The following is a 16262-nucleotide window of genomic DNA, read 5'->3' as shown; positions in this document are numbered from 1 at the left end:
CGATGAACAAGCCGATCCGTGCGCTGTCGGTGTTCTGCCTGATCCTGTTCGCACTGCTGCTCGCCAACGCCACGTTCCTGCAGTACTGGCAGTCCGGCGACCTCACCTCGCTCTCCGAGCACCCCGACAACCGGAGAGTGCGCGACGAGCAGTTCTCCCAGGAGCGCGGTGCGATCCTCGTCGACGGCAAGGCGATCGCCCAGAGCGTGCCGACCAAGGACGGCTACGACTACCAGCGCGTCTACCCCCAGGCACGGCGCTACGCCGCGCTGACCGGCTACTACACCCGCGACTACGGCCTCGGGGGCATCGAGGCCACCCAGAACGACATCCTCTCCGGCTCCGACCCGGGGCTGTTCGTCAACCGCGTGATCGACCTGATCGGCAACGACGACACCAAGGGCGGCAACGTCACGCTGACCGTCAACCCGGCCGCGCAGAAGGCGGCGGCCGACGGCCTGCGCGCGCTGGGCGCCAACACCAAGGGCGCGGTCGTGGCGATCCAGCCCTCGACGGGCAAGATCCTGGCGATGGCCACCAACCCGACGTACGACCCGAACGCGCTGGCCACCCACGACTTCACGCAGGCCGGCAAGGTCAAGTCCAGGCTCGAGGCCGACGACGACGGTCCGCTGCAGAACCGGGCGATCGAGGACGTCCTGCCGCCCGGGTCGACGTTCAAGATGGTCACGTCCGCGGCCGCGCTCGGCGACCGGTTCACCCCGACCTCGAAGGTGCCCGGCGGACGCAGCCTGGACCTCCCGCAGACCAACCTGGACCTGAAGAACGAGAACGGCGTCTCCTGCGGCGGCGACCAGATCACCCTCACCCGGGCCCTCGACGTCTCCTGCAACGTCGCCTTCGGCTGGCTGGGGACGAAGCTCGGCGCCTCGAAGCTGCGCGACCAGGCGGACAAGTTCGGCTTCGGCCAACGCTACTTCACCCAGCTCGACGACGCGCTGACCCGCCAGGCGATCAGCCGGTTCCCCGAGCAGAAGGACCTGGCCCCGCCGTTCGAGGCCTACTCCGCCATCGGGCAGTACGAGGTGGCCGCGACGCCGCTGCAGATGGCCATGGTGGCGGCCGGCATCGCCAACAACGGGAAGGTGATGAAGCCCTACCTCGTCGACGAGCTGCAGACCCCCGACCTGGACACCCTGCGCAAGACCGACCCCGAGTCGCTGACCGACGACGCGCTCAGCCCGGCCGACGCGAAGGCGCTGACCGAGATGATGGTCAGCGTGGTCGACAACGGCACGGGGACCGCGGCGAAGATCGACGGGGTCGAGGTGGCGGGCAAGACCGGGACCGCGCAGAGCGCGAGCAACCGGTCGCCGTACGCCTGGTTCACCTCGTTCGCCCCCGCGACGAACTCCCAGGTCGCCGTGGCCGTCCTCGTGCAGGACGCCGGCGTCCAGCGCGACGAGATCTCCGGCAACGGCCTGGCCGCGCCGATCGCGAAGTCCGTGATGCAGGCGGTGCTGAAGAAGTGAGCGCACCCCGGAGCACGACCACCGAGACCACGTCCAAGTCGACCTCGACGAGGTACCACGCATGAGCCGATACGAGTTCACCGAGCGCATCGCCACCGGCGGGATGGGCGAGATCTGGCGCGGCCGTGACACCGTCTTGAACCGCGACGTCGCCATCAAGGTGCTCAAGCCCGAGATGGCCGGCGACGCCCGCTTCCGCGAGCGGTTCGCCAACGAGGCGCGCAACGCCGCGTCGCTGCAGCACCCCCACATCGCGTCGGTCTACGACTACGGCGAGACCGACGACGCCAGCGGGCCGCGGCCGTACCTCATCATGGAGCTGGTCGACGGACGGCCGCTCTCGGACCTGATCCAGCCGGGTCGGCCGATGCCCGCCGATCGGGCCCGGCTCGTCGTGCGCCAGGCCGCCGAGGCGCTGGCCGCCGCCCACGCCGCCGGCATCGTGCACCGCGACGTGAAGCCGGCGAACCTCCTGGTGCGCCCCGACGGGACCGTCAAGGTCACCGACTTCGGCATCGCCCGCGCGGTGGACGCGGCCTCGCTGACCAGCACCGGCGAGGTGCTCGGCACGCCGCACTACCTCGCCCCCGAGCAGGCCGAGGGCAAGCCGAGCACGTCGGCCAGCGACGTCTACTCCCTCGGCGTCGTCCTCTTCGAGTGCCTCACCGGCAACCGCCCGTTCAGCGGCGACAACGCCGTCGGCGTCGCCATGGCCCACCTGCGTACCCCGGCCCCACCACTGCCCGACAGCGTGCCGGAGGACCTGCGGACGGTGGTGGAGACGGCGATGGCCAAGGACCCGTCCGCGCGGTACGCCGACGCCTCCGCCATGGCCATCGCGCTCGGCGCCTCCCCCGGGGCGCTGCACCAGCAGGCCGGGACGCCGGCCGCGGCCGTCGCGCCCGACCCGGCGACCGAGGTCATCCCCGAGGCCTCTCCGGCCACCGAGGTGATGCCGCGGACGCAGGCCACCCCCGCTCCGGTCCCGGTGGCCGCCGCCGAGCCACCGCGCAAGACCGAGGCCGAGCTGCAGCGCGAGGCCGACGACCGCCGCGCGAAGGCGTGGTACGCCGTGGCGGCGGTCCTGCTCGTGGCCCTGATCGTCGGCGGGATCGCGCTCTTCCTCTCCGGGGGAGGCGACGACCCGAGCGACTCCCCGAGCACCGTGGAGATCGTCTCCGGCGACTACATCGGGCTCTCCGAGGGCGAGGCCCGGGACAAGCTCGAGGACCTCGGCTTCACCGACATCCAGACCACCGACCAGTCCAACCCCGGTGGACGGACCGAGGGCAACGTCGCCGGGATCTCCCCGCGCGGCAACGTCTCGACCGACCAGACGATCACGCTGCGGCTGTGGGGCGAGGAGCCCCAGGACGAGCCGACCCAGCAGGACACCCCGACGCGGGACCCGGAGCCGTCGCAGACGCCGACGCAGGAGGACACCCCGACCCAGGAGCCGAGCGACACGCCCAGCACGTCGCCCTCGACCGGAGGCGGGTCCGGCGGCGCGTCCGCTCCGAGCAGCGCTCCCACCGGCAACGGGAGCGGCCGGTGACCGCACCCGTACTCGTCGGAGGTCGCTACGAGCTGGGCGAGATGCTCGGCCGCGGCGGCATGGCGGAGGTCCGCAAGGGCCACGACGTACGCCTCGGGCGCACCGTCGCGGTCAAGCGGCTGCGCACGGACCTGGCCAGCGACCCGACCTTCCAGACCCGGTTCCGCCGCGAGGCGCAGTCGGCGGCCTCGCTGAACCACCCCGCCATCGTGTCGGTCTACGACACCGGCGAGGAGATGTCGACGGACGGCACCGACGTCGCGCAGCCGTACATCGTCATGGAGTACGTCGCCGGGCGGACGCTGCGCGAGATCGTCCGCGAGGGGCGCAAGATCCTGCCCGAGCGGGCGCTCGAGATCACCTCCGGGGTGCTCTCCGCGCTGGACTACAGCCACCGCGCCGGGATCATCCACCGCGACATCAAGCCGGGCAACGTCATGCTGACCCCGACCGGCGAGGTCAAGGTGATGGACTTCGGCATCGCGCGCGCGATGTCCGACGCGAGCAGCACGATGACCCAGACCGCCGCCGTCGTGGGCACGGCGCAGTACCTCTCCCCCGAGCAGGCCCGCGGGGAGGCCGTCGACTCGCGCAGCGACGTCTACTCCGCCGGCTGCCTGCTCTACGAGCTGCTCACCGGGCGCCCCCCGTTCCAGGGCGACAGCCCGGTCGCGGTCGCCTACCAGCACGTGCGCGAGGAGGCGCCTCCGCCGTCGGCGCTGGACGCCGAGCTGTCCCCGGAGATCGACGCCATCGTGATGAAGGCGCTGACGAAGTCGTTGGCCGACCGCTACCAGAGCGCGGCGGCGATGCGCTCGGACATCGACCGCTACCTCGCCGGTCAGCCCGTCGAGGCACGCATCGCCCCGGCGCCCGTGCCCGAGCCGGTGGCGGCTCCCGCGGCGCCACCGGCCGCAGCGTCGGCCGACGCCCCGTACCAGGAGAAGCGCAAGCGGCGCGGCCCCGGCGCCGTGATCGCCGTCCTCGTGGTCGCGCTGCTCGCCCTCGCGGCGTTCTTCGTGCCCAAGTTCGTCAACAGCGGTCCCGACCAGACCACCGTCCCGGCGCTCGCCGGCATGAACCAGGGTCAGGCCGAGATCACCCTGCAGCGGGCGAAGCTCGAGCTGGGCGAGGTCAGCGAGACCGCCAGCGAGTCGGTCGACGAGGGACAGGTGATCTCCTCCAGCCCCGAGTCCGGGTCACCGATCGACGAGGGCCAGATGGTCGACCTCGTGGTCTCCTCCGGCAAGCCCGACGTCCAGCTGCCCGACCTCGTCGGCACGTCGAAGGACCAGGCGAGCGCAGACCTGAAGAGTCGGGGGCTCGACGTCCGCCTCGTGGCCCGGGACTCCGACGAGCCCACCGACGACGTCGTGCAGATGGACCCGGCCGCCGGGACCCAGGTCGCGGCGGGCTCGCAGGTCACGCTGTTCTGGTCGAACGGGCCCCAGCAGGTCCCCGACGTCGTCGGCAAGACCCAGGCGCAGGCGACCAAGGCGATCCGCGACGCCGGCTTCGAGCCCTCGGTCGTGGAGTCCTCCGAGGAGACCGACGCCAAGACCGGGACGGTCGTCCAGCAGAACCCCGCCAAGGGACAGACCGCGGACCAGGGCTCGACGGTGTTCATCGTCGTGACGACCTACGTCAAGCCCACCCCGACACCGACGCCCACGCCCACGCCGACACCGACTCCGACGCCCACACCCACCACCCCACCGCCGGGAGGGTTCGGGTTCTAGCGAGGGTCAGCCCGCCTGCGACAACGGCTTGGCGTAGCGCAGGTCGAGCGGGCCGTCGTAGCCGGGCAGCTGCATCGCGTCGTCGGACTCGACGTCGTACCCGAGCTGGTAGGCCGCCGCGACCTCGCGGTAGGCGCCGATCCAGGCCGACTCGCCCAGCGCGGCTCGCAGCCGCAGCGGGTCGCCGACCGCCTTGATGACGTACGGCGGGGAGTACGGCACGCCGTGGAGGATCACCGTCGGACCCGCGCACTTGATGCCGGTGGTGCTGACGATCCGCTGGTCCTGCAGGGTGATTGCCCGTGCGCCCCCCAGCCAGAGGGCGTTGACGACCGCCTGCAGGTCCTGCTGGTGCACGACCAGCTGGTCGGCGGGCGGGTCTCCCGTCTCCAGGGCACGGTTCGCGACCTCGGTGGGCGCGTCGTCGAGCGTCACCTCCACACCAGGCCCGGACACACCGCTCAGGCCCGCCGGCGCTTTCGCGCGGGCGACGGCACGCTGCAGCCGGTCGACGTCCTTGTCGTCGACGCCGGCCAAGAGCGCGTCGACCTGGTCGTTCAGCTCGGCGACGCGGGTCTGCAGGGCGTCGGTGTCACGACGCTCCTGGCGGACCACGCTGGTCAGGTCGGTGACGCTGGCCGCCCGCAGGTCCAGTCCGTCGGAGTTGACGTAGCTGGTGACGAAGAGCGCGCCGGCGGCCAGGAAGGCCACGACACCGAGGACGTGCCACCGGCGCGGCACCCGGCGAGCGGCGTGCTCGTGCGTACGGGCACCGTCCCGCTCTCGTGCTCGCACCGACTCGCCTCCTGTGCCCGGCCGTGGCCACTGCGGCCCGTTGACTACGCTACCCAGAAGCACGTCCCCGAGCGAGGAGCCCCAGTTGTCCAAGACCAAGGCCCGTCTGCCCCGCGCCACCGGCGTCAGCGGCTACGAGACCTCCGTGCGTCGTACGGCGCTCGCCGTGCTGCTGGTCGTGGTCGGCATCGCCTGGGTGACCGTCTACCTCACGGTGGCCCGCGACGCCGCCCAGTGGCAGAAGGGCCTGGGGCCCAAGCCCTCGGACCAGAGCGGGTTCATGGCGCCGCTCGGTGACTGGAACATCCTCATCGGCTTCGCCATCCTGATCCTGGGCCTGTTCGTCTCCGCCCACCCGACGACGCCGATGGGCCGTGGTCGCGGCGTCGTGATCGGGATGCTCGGCTTCCCGCTGATCGGCCTGCTGTGGATCGTGCTGTTCTACTTCGTCGGCAACTCCGCCGACGTGAAGATCCCGCTGATGGACGTCCTCGGGCAGAAGAACCTCTTCCTCGGGATCGCCTTCATCGCCGTGGGGTTCTTCTACGCAGTCCACTGGGAGTAGCGCTCGTCGGGCACCGAGCTCTGCTCCCCACGACGAATCTGCACTTCCCTCGGTGTGCTCCACGTGGGAAGTACGCATTCGTCGTGGGAAGCGCGCACGCCTGCCCGAATCGACCGATACCCACCTGCATACCGTGGTGAACCCGCATCGACCGCGAGTTACACGCGTGTAGTTACCCACAGGGTTTTCCCCCACTGTGGGAAACGACGAGCTAGCTCAGGGCGAGTGCGCGCAGGGCGACGCCCACGAGCGTGAGGACGACGACGCCGGCCACCGCCCCCCACTGGAACCACGACCGGAACCGACCCCGGGGTGCGTACGCCACGGCGGCGGTCAGCAGCAGACCACCGATCAGCCCGCCGAGGTGCCCCTGCCAGGAGATGCTCCTCCCACCGACGACGAGCGGGTAGACGAGCATCAGCACGCCCCACGTCGCGAGCGGGCGGATGTCGCCGCCGGCCTTGCGCGCGGTGACGAGGATGCCGCCGAGCAGGCCGAAGATCGCCCCGGAGGCACCGAGCGTGACCGAGTACGGCGACGAGAGCAGCAGCACCGCGAGGCTGCCGGTGAGCGCCGAGGCGAGGTAGATCGCGAGGAACCGCGCGCGGCCCACGACCGCCTCGAGGGCGGGGCCGAGGAAGTACAGCGACAGCATGTTCAGCGCGATGTGGAGAACGCCGGTCTGGGCGAACGCGCTGGTCAGCAGCTGCCACCACGCGCCGTCGGCGACGCCCCGGGCGACGGTGACGCCGCCGTCGCCGTTCGAGACCGGGATGCCGGTCGGGATCAGCACCAGCGCGCGGTACAGCGCACCGCCGGCGCCGCCCGTCGCCAGGAAGGCGAGGAAGAGGAGGACGTTCAGCCCGATCAGCACATACGTGGTCTGCCGCGGATCGGCCGAGCGGGAGCCGCCGTACGTCGCGCGGCCCTGGCGGGTGCTGCGCTGCCCCTCCTTGACGCACACCGGGCACTGGTGACCAACCGCGGCGTCCCGCATGCAGTCGGGGCAGATCGGCCGACCGCAGCGCTGGCAGCGGATCCCCGTCTCGCGGTCGGGGTGCCGGAAGCAGACGGGCAGCGCCGACCCGCGGTCGGCGCTGCCCGTGGAGAACTCGCTCAGCTGCGGGTCACCTCGACCGTCTCGATGACCACCGGGTCGACCGGCTGGTCCCCACGGGAGGTCGGGGTGGTGGCGATGGCGTCGACGACGTCGCGGCTGGCCTGGTCGGCGACCTCACCGAAGATGGTGTGCCGGTTGGTCAGGTGCGGCGTCGGGGCGACGGTGATGAAGAACTGCGATCCGTTGGTGCCCGGTCCCGCGTTGGCCATGGCCAGCAGGTACGGCTTGTTGAACGACAGCTCGGGGTGGAACTCGTCGGCGAACGTGTAGCCCGGGCCGCCGGTGCCGGTGCCCAGGGGGCAGCCGCCCTGGATCATGAAGCCGGAGATGACGCGGTGGAAGCCGAGGCCGTCGTAGAACCTCTCCCCCGAGCGCCCGGCGTCGTCGGTGTAGTCCTTCGTGCCCTCCGCGAGGCCGGTGAAGTTGTCCACGGTCTTCGGCGTGTGGTTCGGCAGGAGGTTCACGACGATGTCGCCACGGTTGGTCTTCAGCGTGGCCTGGAGGTCGGACATGGGTCCCTCTCGGGTCGGGAGTGGTGGTACGCCTCGATCCTCGCACGTCGCCCCAGCAGGCTCAGACCGTGCTGTGCTCCGGTGCGGTCTCGGGGTACTCCGCACGCACCCGACGCGTCGCCCGGTGCTCGGCCCAGAAGCTCAGGACCGGGACGGTGCCGCACAGCAGCGTGACGATGGTGAACCCGATGTCCCACCGTGCCCGCCGCGCCAGCAGCAGGGCCATGACCAGGAAGATCATGTAGAGGTAGCCGTGCCCGATGCCGAGGTACTCGGTGATGAAGTCGCCGGCCGAGTGGGTGCCGGTGCCGTCGGCGGTGAGGTACTTCAGCGGAACGCCGACCAGGATCAGCACGATCAGCAGGACCCCGACGATCGTGGCCATCACGCGGTAGCGCAGCAGGGCGTTCTTCACGGTCTTGAACCTACTGACCGGGACCCAGCCGGGGACCGGGAGGTCCCCGGCCGGCCCGGGGTCAGCCCCAGATCCGGGCGGCGAACTCGGGGTGGTCGACGAACGGGTTCCGGTTGTGCTGCCAGCGGGTGTAGATCTCCTCGTTGCGGCGCTGCTCGAAGGCGTCCGGCGGGTCCTGGGCGTTCCAGGTCAGCAGCGTGGAGAGCTTGCCGATGTGGGGCGCGGAGCCGTTGCCGGTCCGGTCGTTGACCTCGAGGTCGGCGAAGCCGTCGCCGCCGTCGTAGCGGACCGACATGTAGAGGACCATCCGTGCGACGTCGCCCTTGACGGCGTCGCGCGGCTCCCAGGAGTCGGCATCCGCGTAGTTGCCCGGCGCCTCGCTGTTCTGGGTCCCGCCCTCGTCGAAGTCGAGGTTGCCCCGTGCGCCGTTGACGGTCACGTCGCTGGGCCGCAGGTGGTGGACGTCGGTGCCCGGGCCGGCGGACGTGCCGAAGTCCCCGTGGCTCTTGGCCCACACGTGCTCACGGTTCCACTGGTCCACGCCACCGCCGTGGTTCGACTTGGCGATGCTCCTGCCGGTGTAGAGCTCGATCACGTTGCTCGGGTTCGCCGGGTCCTGGTCGGTGTCCTGCAGCGCGGTCCAGACGTCGTCGTACGACAGCCTGGTCACGCCGGTGGAGACGATCGTGTGCAGCTTCGCCTCCAGCGCGGAGCCGGAGAGACCGGACGTACCGGCGTAGTAGTCGGCGGCCGAGGCCGGGGGCGAGGCGGGCGAGGCGACGACGGCGCCCAGCAGCAGCACCAGCACCGCCCCGAGGCGCGCGAGGGTGTCCCGAGAGAGAGTCATGGTCGACACCCTCCCCTGCGCCACCGGCGCGCGCCAGCACCGCAGACGTGAACATCCGGTGTCAGTGGGCGACCGGGTCCTCGGTGCTCGTGACGGGCTCGTCGGCCTCGTCGGAGCGGCGCTCCGGGTCCAGGGTGTCGCGGCACCACCGCACCCAGACCACGAACGCGAACAGGGCGAAGACCCACCACTCGATCGCGTAGAGCAGGTTGCGCAGCGCCGTCGTCGAGCCCACGGGCGGGGCGTCGGTCGGGCTGACCTGGCTCAACCCCGGACCCGCCGACTGGTCGATGACGAAGCCGCCGTAGAGGTCCGTGGGCACGTGCTGGACCATCGACGCGATCCGCATCTCGGGGATCACGTCGTCGTCGGGGTCCTCGTCGAGGAGGTTCGAGCCCTCTCCCGGCTGCAGCCAGCCGGTCAGCCGGACCGACCCGCTCACCGCCGGGCCGGAAGGGCGTGGTGACCAGCCGCGTACGACCGGCATGGCCGAGGAGGTGCCGGACACCTGTACCGGGGTGACCACCCAGTAGCCGTACCGGTCGCCCTCGCGCCGGTCGGAGACGTACATCGTGCTCCGCGTGAGCCACTCCCCCGACAGGGCGACGGGACGTCCCAGCGACTGCCCCGGGAACGGCTCGTCGGGTCCCATCACCGAGGACAGCGGCCGGGGCTGCGCGGTGGTCAGGTCGCGCTGGGCGTCGGCCCGACGCGACTGCCAGGCGTCCAGCTGCCAGATCCCGAGACCGGTGGCGATCACGACGGCCAGCACCATCAGCAGGTGCGCACCGAGGTAGCGAGGGGCGAGCAGCGTCGGCATGCCTCCTCCTCACCCGTGGTCGGTGGAGCCAAGGGGACTCGAACCCCTAACCCCCTGCTTGCAAAGCAGGTGCGCTACCAATTGCGCCATGGCCCCTGGTGCGTCGTACGACGCGGTGGGTCAGCCTCGCGGCCCGGAATCGCGGGACAGGTCGGCCGCGGGGCCGGTGACCGCGTCGGTGGCCTCGCGCCACAGCGACTGCTCCTCGTTGGCGGCGTCGACACGCCTCTTGGCGACGACACCGGCGGCGACCGCCAGGGCGACCAGCAGGATCTTCTTCACCAGACCTCCTGAAGTGGGCACGGGACCCTCGCCAGCGTAGTCGGCGCGACGAAGGCGACCGAGCCGAACTCCGGACCGGCGAGGGGTCGCGGGGGCGAGGAGTGGGCCTAAGAGGACTTGAACCTCTGACCTCTTCCTTATCAGGGAAGCGCTCTAACCGTCTGAGCTATAGGCCCCAGCAGGGGTGGTCCGCCGAGCGGCGCCACGACCTCGCAGAGGTTATCGCACGGCCTCGCGGCCCTCCAAAATCGCTGGTTCAGCGGTCCTCGGTGAGCGTGACCTCGACCCCGCCGAGCAGGGTCGCCGCGAGGTTGTACAAGAACGCCGCCAGGGTGCCGATCGCGGTCAGGAGCACGACGTTCACCACCGCGAAGATCATCGTGAAGCCGAGGATCCGACCGGTCCCGATGTAGTCCTGGATCCGGAAGTCGTTGCCGAGCAGGGACTGGATGGTGTCGTTCATCGAGTCGAAGACACCGGCCACGCCGAGCACCGTCCAGATCACCGCGACCGCGACGATGCTCACGATCCCCATCGCGATGGAGAGCAGGAAGGTCGTCTTCAGCACCGTCCACGCATCGACCTGGGTCAGCCGGAGTCGCGCCCGGCGCGGCTTGCGAGCCGGGTCGCCGGCGCGATCCTTGGATCCCGCCGCAGCGACGCGCGAGACGATGCTCGCGGCCGCTCCGGACTTCGGGGCCGCCGTCGAACCGGTGGACCCCTTCGCCGACCCGGCCGACTTCGCGGCCGCGTCGCTCGAGGACGACGTACGGTCCGACTCCGGCCTCGAGCCGGGCTTGTCCGCCGTCGTCGTCGAGGACCTCCCTGTGCCGCTCGGGCGACGGGCCGGGCCGTCCTGGCCTGACTGGTCGCTCTGGGTCATCACGGCTCCTCGGGTGCGTCGGCTGCGGCGTCCGGACCGTCATCCGGACCGTCGGCGTCGATTGTTGCACCACTCGCCTCATCCGCGACATCCTCGCCGTCGCCGATCGGGGCCTCGTCACCGATCTCCGCGTCGATCTCGGGCGCCCGCTCGACGCTGCGCGCCACCACGGCCACGGAGTCACCCCGCTTGGGCGAGACGAACTTGACGCCCATCGTGGAGCGCCCGGTCGGGCGGAACCCGTCGTCGATCGGGCTGCGGACGACCTGCCCGGCACCGGTCACCGAGAGGACCTCGTCGCCGTCGACGACGATGAAGGCCCCGACCAGCCGGCCGCGCTCCTCGTTGTCGAGCTTCATCGCCTTGATCCCGATGCCGCCGCGCGACTGCAGGCGGTAGTCGCCGATCGAGGTTCGCTTGGCGAACCCGCCGTCGGTGATGGTGAAGACGTACTGCGGGGCGACCGCCTCGCCCTCCTCCTCCAGCGCGACCTGGCTGGCGCGGATCACCGACATCGAGAGCAGGTCGTCGCCGTCGCGGAACTTCATCCCCTGGACACCGGAGGTGGCCCGGCCCATCGGCCGCAGCTGGGCGTCGTCGGCGCGGAAGCGGATCGCCTGACCCTTGGCCGAGACCAGCAGGATGTCGTCGTCGGCCTCGACCAGCTCGGCACCGATCAGCTCGTCGTCGTCCTCGCGGAAGTTGATCGCGATGACGCCGGCCTGGCGCGGGGAGTTGTAGTCGCCGAGCCGGGTCTTCTTGACCAGCCCCGCCCGGGTGGCCAGCACGAGGTACGGCATCTGGTCGTAGTCTCGGATCGCCAGCACCTGGGCGATCTCCTCGTCGGGCTGGAACGAGAGCAGGCCGGCCACGTGTCCGCCCTTGGCGTCGCGCGACGCCTCGGGGAGCGTGTAGGCCTTGGTCCGGTAGACGCGTCCCGCCGTGGTGAAGAACAGCAGCCAGTGGTGGTTGGACGTGGCGAGGAAGTGCTCGACCACGTCGTCGCCACGCAGGGTCGCACCGCGCACACCCTTGCCGCCCCGCTTCTGCGAGCGGTACTGGTCGGCCCGGGTCCGCTTGGCGTAGCCGCCGCGCGTGATGGTGACGACCAGCTCCTCGTCGGGGATCAGGTCCTCCATCGACAGGTCCCCGTCGGCGGCGATGATCTGGGTGCGCCGGTCGTCGCCGTACTTCTCCACGATCTCGCCGAGCTCGTCGATGACGATCCGCCGCTGGCGGGAGACGTTGGCCAGGATGTCCTGCAGGTCCGCGATCGTCTCCTCGATCTCGGCCAGCTCGTCGATGGTCTTCTGGCGCTGCAGCGCGGCCAGGGCACGCAGCTGCATGTCGAGGATCGCGGTGGCCTGCACCTCGTCGATGTCCAGCAGCCCCATCAGGCCCTGGCGCGCTTCCGCGACGTCCGGCGAGCTCCGGATCAGCGCGATCACCTCGTCGAGGGCGTCCAGCGCCTTGACCAGGGCACGCAGGATGTGGGCGCGCTCCTCGGCGCGGCGCAGGAGGTACTCCGTGCGCCTGCGGATCACGTCGATCTGGTGCTCGACCCAGTGCGCGATGAACTGGTCGATCGTCAGGGTCCGCGGCACCCCGTCGACCAGCGCGAGCATGTTCGCCGAGAAGTTCGTCTGCAGCTCGGTGTGCTTGAGGAGGTTGTTCAGCACCACCCGCGCGACCGCGTCGCGCTTGAGGGTGACCACGATCCGCTGGCCGGTGCGCGAGGAGGTGTCGTCGCGCAGGTTGCTGATCCCCTGCACCCGACCGGACTCGGCGAGGTCGGAGATCTTCTCCAGCAGGTGGTCGGGGTTGACCATGTACGGCAGCTCGGTGATCACCAGCTCGGTGTTGCCGCGGGCGTCCTCGTCGACGTCGATCACCGCACGCTGGGTGATCGAGCCACGCCCGGTGCGGTACGTCTGCTCGATCCCGTCGCGGCCGACGATCAGCGCCGAGTTCGGGAAGTCGGGGCCCTTGATCCGCTCGATCAGCGCCTCCTGGAGCTCCTCACGCGTCGCGTCGGGGTGCTCCAGCGCCCAGATCGCGCCGGAGGCGACCTCGCGCAGGTTGTGCGGAGGGATGCTGGTGGCCATCCCGACCGCGATCCCCGCCGAGCCGTTGACCAGCAGGTTCGGGAAGCGCGAGGGCAGGATCAGCGGCTCCTGCGAGCGGCCGTCGTAGTTCGGCCCGAAGTCGACGGTCTCCTGGTCGATGCCCTTGACCATCTCCATCGCGAGCGGCGCCAGCCGGCACTCGGTGTACCGCATCGCCGCCGCCGGGTCGTTGCCCGGCGACCCGAAGTTGCCCTGCCCCTGGATCAGCGGCGCCCGCATCACCCACGGCTGCGCAAGCCGCACCAGGGTGTCGTAGATCGCGGAGTCGCCGTGCGGGTGGTACTGCCCCATCACGTCGCCGACCACGCGCGAGCACTTGGAGAACCCGCGGTCGGGGCGGTAGCCGCCGTCGTACATCGCGTAGAGCACCCGGCGGTGCACCGGCTTGAGCCCGTCGCGCACGTCCGGCAGCGCCCGGCCGACGATGACCGCCATCGCGTAGTCGATGTACGAGCGCTGCATCGAGGTCTGCAGCTCGATCGGCTCGACCCGGCCGCCGGGGCCGCCACCCTCGCCGCCGAGGTTGCTGGTCATCTCGGTCATGTCTGCTCTCCTGAGACCCGCGTGGGGGTCGGTGTCCTACGTTGGGTCAGATGGCTGTGTCTTTGTCGACATCCTGCGGGCCTCCGGCTCCGGCACACCTCGCTGGCGCTCGGCGTACCTCCGCCTGCGGTCCTCAGATGTCGAGGAATCGGACGTCTTTAGCGTTGCGCTGGATGAAGCTGCGTCGCTGCTCGACGTCCTCGCCCATCAGGATCGAGAAGATCTCGTCCGCGGCGGCAGCGTCGTCCAGGGTCACCTGGAGCATCAGCCGCTGGTCGGGGTCCATCGTGGTCTCCCAGAGCTCGTCGGCGTTCATCTCGCCGAGACCCTTGTAGCGCTGCACCGGGTTGTCCTTCGGGAGCTTCTTCCCCTCCTGCAGCCCGTCGCGCATCATCAGGTCGCGCTCGGCGTCGGAGTAGACGAACTCGTGCTCGGCGGGCTTGTTCCAGCGCAGGCGGTACAGGGGCGGCTGGGCCATGTAGACGTACCCGTGCTCGATCAGCGGTCGCATGAACCGGAAAAGCAAGGTGAGCAGCAGCGTGTTGATGTGGTGACCGTCGACGTCGGCGTCGGCCATCAGCACGATCTTGTGGTAGCGCAGCTTGGCCAGGTCGAACTCGTCGTGCACGCCGGTGCCCAGCGCGGAGATGATCGCCTGGACCTCGGTGTTGGCGAGCACCTTGTCGATGCGGGCCTTCTCGACGTTGAGGATCTTTCCCCGGATCGGGAGGATCGCCTGGACCCGCGGGTCGCGCCCGGACTTGGCCGAGCCCCCCGCGGAGTCGCCCTCGACGATGAAGACCTCGCACTCCTCGGGGTTGTGCGACTGGCAGTCGGAGAGCTTGCCGGGCAGCCCGGCCCCGGTGCCGAAGCCCTTGCGGTTGCGAGCGAGCTCACGCGCCTTGCGCGCGGCGAGCCGGGCCTGGGCGGCGGCCTGGGACTTGCGGATGATGTCGCGGCCCTCGGCCGGGTTGGACTCGAACCAGTGCCCGAGCTGGTCGTAGACCACCTTCTGGGTGAAGCTGCGCGCCTCGGTGTTGCCGAGCTTGGTCTTGGTCTGCCCCTCGAACTGGGGCTCGCCGAGCTTGATCGAGATGATCGCGGTGAGGCCCTCGCGGATGTCGTCGCCGGAGACCCGGTCCTCCCGCTTCTTCACCAGGCCCCACTCCTCACCCCAGCTGTTGACCAGCGAGGTCAGCGCCGAGCGGAAGCCCTCCTCGTGGGTGCCGCCCTCGTGGGTGTTGATGGTGTTCGCGAAGGTGTGCACCGACTCCTGGTACGAGGTGTTCCACTGCATCGCGATCTCGAGGCTCATCTGGTCCTCGGCGTCGGCGGGGGTGGCCGCCTCGAAGCTGATCACGCTCGCGTGGGCCGCGTCCTTGCGCCGGTTCAGGTGCTCGACGAAGTCGACCAGGCCGCGGTCGTAGCGGAAGCGCTGCTCGCGCGGGTCCGCGCCCTCGACGCTGCCGTCGGCCACTGCCTCCCCGGCCCCGTCGGCGGACCCGGCGTCGGTCTGCATCGGGTCGGCCGCGAGGTCGTCGGTGCCGGCCTCCGCCGAGACCCGCTCGTCGCGGACGACGATCTCCAGCCCCTTGTTCAAGAAGGCGTACTCCCGGAACCGGCTGGTGATCGTCGACAGCGAGTACGTCGTGGTCTCGAAGATCTCCTCCGAGGCCCAGTAGGTCACCGTGGTGCCGGTCCGCTCCCCCGGCTCCAGCTCGCGGACCTCCTCGAGGCCGCCGTCGGGGACGCCCAGCTGGAAGCTCTGGCGCCACAGGTGGCCGCGGTTCTTGACCTCGACGACCAGGCGGCTGGAGAGCGCGTTGACCACCGAGACACCGACGCCGTGCAGCCCGCCGGAGACCTTGTAGCCGCCACCGCCGAACTTCCCGCCGGCGTGCAGCATGGTCAGTGCCATCGTGACCGCCGGCAGCTCCTGTCCCGGAGCGGTGTCGGTCGGGATCCCGCGGCCGTTGTCGGTGACCCGGACGGCCCCGTCCTCGGTGAGTGTGACGTCGATCCGGTCGCAGTAGCCGGCGAGCGCCTCGTCAACCGCGTTGTCGACGATCTCCCAGATCAGGTGGTGCAGGCCGCGCTCGCCGGTGGAGCCGATGTACATGCCGGGGCGCTTGCGGACCGCCTCCAGGCCCTCGAGGACCTGGATCGCGCTGGCGTCGTAGGCACCCTCGTCGACGAGGCTGCTGGACACCTGCTCCGGCGCCGGCTGCTCGGGGACCCCGGCAGGCAGGTCGGGGGTCGCGTCGTCGCTGGTCGGCTCGGGTACGTCGGCCACGTGGAGGTCGCCTCTCTGGTCCGGCCCCACCGCGGTCCGGGTGGGTTCGTCGGCCACGGGTCCAGCGCGCGAGATCGGGCTCGTCGCGGGTCCGGTGGTCGTTCGACCAGTTTAGCCGCCAGGACCTTCAGAACGGCGACCGACCCACAGGGGGAAGGGCATCGGGCTTGCTCAGAGGTGTCCAGAGGGCCGAGAACCCGCCCGTCAGCGACACGGCACGCACGCGTGCGGGGGTCCGTACGGCCGAACGGCCGTCAGCGTCCGTCAGCGGCGA

The 16262-nt window shown here is 70.7% G+C and carries 14 protein-coding genes and 2 tRNA genes; 4 read left to right on the top strand and 12 right to left on the bottom strand.

Annotation, left to right across the window (positions count from 1 at the left end; genetic code table 11):
• The first annotated feature begins 2 nt into the window (after positions 1-2).
• The 3 genes from IEX42_RS10940 to pknB all read left to right on the top strand — a co-directional run bounded on the left by IEX42_RS10940 (position 3) and on the right by pknB (position 4787).
• Positions 3-1493 carry a peptidoglycan D,D-transpeptidase FtsI family protein gene (locus tag IEX42_RS10940; protein ID WP_188779794.1) on the top strand — a complete coding sequence of 497 codons (1491 nt, stop codon included), beginning with the start codon at positions 3-5 and terminating at the stop codon, positions 1491-1493.
• A 61-nt stretch (positions 1494-1554) separates the two neighbouring features.
• Positions 1555-3048, top strand: coding sequence for a protein kinase domain-containing protein (locus tag IEX42_RS10935; protein ID WP_188779793.1), 1494 nt, complete (start codon positions 1555-1557; stop codon positions 3046-3048).
• Positions 3045-4787, top strand: coding sequence for a Stk1 family PASTA domain-containing Ser/Thr kinase (pknB, locus tag IEX42_RS10930; protein ID WP_188779792.1), 1743 nt, complete (start codon positions 3045-3047; stop codon positions 4785-4787). Before IEX42_RS10935 ends, pknB begins: the two co-directional genes overlap by 4 nt.
• 6 nt (positions 4788-4793) lie before the next feature.
• Here pknB and IEX42_RS10925 read toward each other — a convergent pair whose 3' ends face one another.
• Entirely contained in the window at positions 4794-5582 is a 789-nt protein-coding gene (locus IEX42_RS10925; RefSeq protein ID WP_229660790.1) for a DUF881 domain-containing protein, read from the bottom strand.
• Between the two features lie 85 nt (positions 5583-5667).
• Between IEX42_RS10925 and IEX42_RS10920 the strand changes: the two genes are divergently transcribed.
• Positions 5668-6147: a cell division protein CrgA gene (locus IEX42_RS10920; protein ID WP_229660789.1), complete on the top strand. Its 480-nt coding sequence runs from the start codon at positions 5668-5670 to the stop codon at positions 6145-6147.
• Between the two features lie 211 nt (positions 6148-6358).
• Here the strand turns inward: IEX42_RS10920 and IEX42_RS10915 are convergent, their stop codons facing one another.
• The 11 genes from IEX42_RS10915 to gyrB all read right to left on the bottom strand — a co-directional run bounded on the left by IEX42_RS10915 (position 6359) and on the right by gyrB (position 15988).
• Positions 6359-7111 carry a rhomboid family intramembrane serine protease gene (locus IEX42_RS10915; protein ID WP_229660788.1) on the bottom strand — a complete coding sequence of 251 codons (753 nt, stop codon included), beginning with the start codon at positions 7109-7111 and terminating at the stop codon, positions 6359-6361.
• A 152-nt stretch (positions 7112-7263) separates the two neighbouring features.
• Positions 7264-7779, bottom strand: a complete 516-nt coding sequence (locus IEX42_RS10910) for a peptidylprolyl isomerase (RefSeq protein WP_188779790.1) — start codon at positions 7777-7779, stop codon at positions 7264-7266.
• Between the two features lie 61 nt (positions 7780-7840).
• Complete coding sequence (locus IEX42_RS10905; RefSeq protein ID WP_229660787.1) at positions 7841-8194, bottom strand: DUF3817 domain-containing protein; 354 nt, start codon at positions 8192-8194, stop codon at positions 7841-7843.
• Between the two features lie 61 nt (positions 8195-8255).
• Positions 8256-9041, bottom strand: a complete 786-nt coding sequence (locus IEX42_RS10900; protein WP_188779789.1) for an endonuclease I family protein — start codon at positions 9039-9041, stop codon at positions 8256-8258.
• A 61-nt stretch (positions 9042-9102) separates the two neighbouring features.
• Positions 9103-9861 carry an SURF1 family protein gene (locus IEX42_RS10895; protein ID WP_188779788.1) on the bottom strand — a complete coding sequence of 253 codons (759 nt, stop codon included), beginning with the start codon at positions 9859-9861 and terminating at the stop codon, positions 9103-9105.
• 23 nt (positions 9862-9884) lie between these two features.
• Positions 9885-9957 (bottom strand) — tRNA-Ala (locus IEX42_RS10890).
• A gap of 24 nt (positions 9958-9981) precedes the next feature.
• Positions 9982-10164 (bottom strand): DLW-39 family protein, encoded by a 183-nt coding sequence (locus IEX42_RS10885; RefSeq protein ID WP_188779787.1) that lies wholly within the window; start codon positions 10162-10164, stop codon positions 9982-9984.
• Between the two features lie 81 nt (positions 10165-10245).
• Positions 10246-10319, bottom strand: a tRNA-Ile gene (locus IEX42_RS10880).
• 80 nt (positions 10320-10399) lie between these two features.
• The gene (locus IEX42_RS10875; protein ID WP_188779786.1) at positions 10400-11026 is read right to left on the bottom strand and encodes a DUF3566 domain-containing protein; all 627 of its coding nucleotides are present in this window, start codon (positions 11024-11026) and stop codon (positions 10400-10402) included.
• Complete coding sequence (gyrA, locus tag IEX42_RS10870) at positions 11026-13695, bottom strand: DNA gyrase subunit A (protein ID WP_229660786.1); 2670 nt, start codon at positions 13693-13695, stop codon at positions 11026-11028. Before gyrA ends, IEX42_RS10875 begins: the two co-directional genes overlap by 1 nt.
• A 133-nt stretch (positions 13696-13828) precedes the next feature.
• Positions 13829-15988: a DNA topoisomerase (ATP-hydrolyzing) subunit B gene (gene gyrB / locus IEX42_RS10865; protein ID WP_373286189.1), complete on the bottom strand. Its 2160-nt coding sequence runs from the start codon at positions 15986-15988 to the stop codon at positions 13829-13831.
• Positions 15989-16262 lie beyond the last annotated feature (274 nt).

The organism is Marmoricola endophyticus, from assembly GCF_014644415.1.
GTDB lineage: Bacteria > Actinomycetota > Actinomycetes > Propionibacteriales > Nocardioidaceae > Marmoricola > Marmoricola endophyticus.
The sequence above is the reverse complement of the archived record's forward strand: the minus strand, read 5'-3'. Positions and strand labels throughout refer to the sequence as shown.